This window comes from Paraburkholderia sp. RL18-085-BIA-A (assembly GCF_046027075.1).
GTDB lineage: Bacteria > Pseudomonadota > Gammaproteobacteria > Burkholderiales > Burkholderiaceae > Paraburkholderia.
Genome location: NZ_JARESU010000336.1, coordinates 1 through 2,847, shown reverse-complemented (window position 1 = coordinate 2,847; position 2,847 = coordinate 1). Strand labels below are relative to the sequence as shown.

The 2,847-nt window shown below is 58.7% G+C and carries 2 protein-coding genes and 1 pseudogene; all 3 read right to left on the bottom strand.

Annotated features, from left to right (window positions below):
- Positions 1–215: 215 nt before the first annotated feature.
- Positions 216–1,280, bottom strand: a complete 1,065-nt coding sequence (locus P0D89_RS52005; protein ID WP_408368700.1) for a glycosyltransferase family 4 protein — start codon at positions 1,278–1,280, stop codon at positions 216–218.
- Positions 1,281–2,180: 900 nt separating this feature from the next.
- Positions 2,181–2,342 (bottom strand): annotated as a pseudogene (locus P0D89_RS52000) (IS6 family transposase); the annotation flags it as partial.
- A gap of 94 nt (positions 2,343–2,436) precedes the next feature.
- Positions 2,437–2,847, bottom strand: a 411-nt coding sequence (locus P0D89_RS51995; RefSeq protein ID WP_408368702.1) for a winged helix-turn-helix domain-containing protein, incomplete at its 5' end; no start/stop codon positions are given.

Below are 2,847 nucleotides of genomic sequence, written 5' to 3'. Positions count from 1 at the left end.
TCAGGCGCAACATGCGCATCGCTCTCCGGTCGTCTTCGGGCATCGGGGCAAGTTCCTGTTTTTACCAGCAGACCTATTCATTCAGTATGTCTGCCTGCTCTTTCCGGATACCCAATATTTTGGTCCACTGCACTTCTCTGAACAGGCCCGGCTTTTCATGTAGCAACATGATTCCGGCGCCATCGCTTCGTCCTGGAAAACTATCGAGGCGCCGATCAACCCGCGACGGCACGTCGCAACACCGGGCGCCTTGATGCCTGAAGGAGTGACGTATAGCTGTCGAGGTAATTCCGTGCCATCGTCCTGGCACTGAAGCGACGTTCGAACTGGGCGCGGATTTCTGTACGTGACAGCTCATCGAGACGTTGCAACGCACCGACGGCACCCTGTACGTCTTCGCAGATATAGCCGGTGACACCGTGATCGATCACCTCGGGTACCGAGCCGCGATTGAATGCAATCACTGGCGTCCCACACGCCATCGCTTCGATCATGACTAGGCCGAACGGCTCGGACCAGTCGATCGGAAACAGCAGCGCCTTCGCACCCGACAGGAATCCAGGCTTCTGCTGCTCGCTGATTTCCCCGAGAAATTCGACGTGCGTCTGCGACAGCAGCGGTTCGATTTTCGTCCTGAAGTATTTCTGGTCGGCCTTGTCTATCTTCGCCGCGATCTTCAACGGCAGACCACTTTGTGCAGCGATCCTGATGGCGACGTCTGCTCCTTTCTCCGGACTCACACGTCCGAGGAAAGCGAGATATTGCGGCTCCTTCTGCGTTTGCGGCGTGAGCAGCGTTTCCGGCAGACCGTGATAGATCGTGTCCAGCCAGTTCGCCTGCGGCAGCGGCAAACGTTGTGAGTCGGAGATCGACACGACCGGCGCCTTCGGAAACGTATTGAACACGGCTTGGAGTTCCGGCAGGTCGAGGCGGCCATGCAGCGTCGTCACGAACGGCGTGTCGAACTGCGAAAACAGCGAGAAAGGCAGATAGTCGAGATGGAAGTGCAACACGTCGAATTCGTGGGCGACACGGCGCACCTGTTCGAGCATCAGCATGTGTGGGGCGAGGACGTCGCGGGTCGACGGATCGAGGCGCAATGCACGCGGCCACGCAGCTTCAAGCGTCGCCTTCGTGTGCGAGTCGCCGCTCGCGAACAGGGTCACCTCGTGCCCCACGTCGACGAGCGCATCGGTGAGGTAGGACACCACGCGCTCGGTGCCCCCATAGAATTTAGGCGGAACGGCCTCGTGCAGCGGGGCAATCTGTGCGATTCGCATTGGCCCGTCTCCCTGGAACAGATGCTGGGGCTTCAAACTATTCCCGAATGACCAGCGATCGTCTCGAAGGCTGGCGTCTGCGCGATATATTTTGCGTTGCGCCCGGTCTGGCCTGAACTGAAGTTCTCACCTGCGAGAAGATACGTCTGTACGGTAGCGTTCAGCCCCAGTCATTCGTAGGGCGAAGGAAAGTTGTCACCAAAAGCGAAGTAATGTTGTCAACCCCCGTTTTTGCGTAGCGATCGCGGCGGCGACGAAGAACCACATCGCGTTACCGAAAGGTCGACACTGCACGCTCGCGCTCTGCCGAACACTGTAGCGAGCTACGCGTCATGGTCGTCACGGCCGAGGCGAAATCTACCGGGCATGCGGTTATAGAAATGCCGTGAGATGGCGATACGATCCTCCTTGCGCATCGCTGGCTTTTTCGAAAGGACCGGAGGATATCGTCCCATAGAGCGTGCCGCACCGCGCACAGCGGTACGGCGAACCGATAAGACTCGCGTTCAGGACGTATGATGTTTCACCGCCGCAATGGTGATACCGCGTTTCGAGCGTGCGGTGGTGCGCGGGGCAACGATTTTCGCTGAACATCTGGTATGTCACGCTGTGATGACCAACGGATGTGCACTGCCGGCAATATCGGAATGCCGGGTGATGCCGACCTCGCTGGGCACCGTCAAGGAGTGAATCTCGCAACACCTTGCCGGGAATCTGCAGCCTGTGAGGACAGTGACCGAATGGCGCGATCCGCTGTGTTGAACGGATAGTCTGCGGCTGTCAGGCCCAGATGCCGGCACTCTTGCAGGAACCGCTCATGAAGCGCCCGCAAGTCACGCAGGCGGATACTAAGACCGTCTTCCCAGGGTACCTGATCCAGCATGACTCGGCGCTGCCGCACCAGCAACGAATCGTTTCGTACGTGACCACGACACCACACTCAAGCAACAACTCCTCGATGTCGCGCAGGCTCAGGCTGAACCGGAAATACCAGCGAACCGCGCAGCTGATGACGCCGGCGGGAAAGCGGTGGCCGTGATAAAGGGATTTTCTCTTCTTCATCACGGCATTCTACCGCCGCCTCAGCATCAACCTGACAGAGCCCGCCTTAGCTGCAAAACCGTGTCCAGACAATCCGAGCCGGTACACAGACAGGCTAGCGCGCGCCAGATATCTGATAACCGATGCGGCTCACCGTTTCAATCTGAACATGGGGGAATCCTTGCGCCAGCTTCCTGCGCAGACGCGAAACCACCAGATTGACGCTTGCGGGATCGACATCTTCCTTTTCTGACCATGCATACCTGATCAACTGATCGCGCGACACTGGCATGTTCGGCTGGCGCAGCAGACACTCGAGAAGTTGGTATTCACGCTTCGTCAGTGGAAGATGGACATTGGCGTCGACCAGTTCCCGCGTTGCCGCGTCAAGCGTCAGGAGTGCGGGCGCCGTGACGGTTTCGTTCGCCGCCTTCGATGAGGATCGATACAACGCCAGCATCCGCTCGTGGATTTCGATGAACGACCACGGGTACGACAGACAGGCGTCGGCACCCGCACGCAGCAT

Coding starts and splice junctions, on each gene's coding strand:
- P0D89_RS52005 (WP_408368700.1), bottom strand. CDS start 1,280: ATGCGAATCGCACAGATTGCCCCGCTGCACGAGGCCGTTCCGCCTAAA.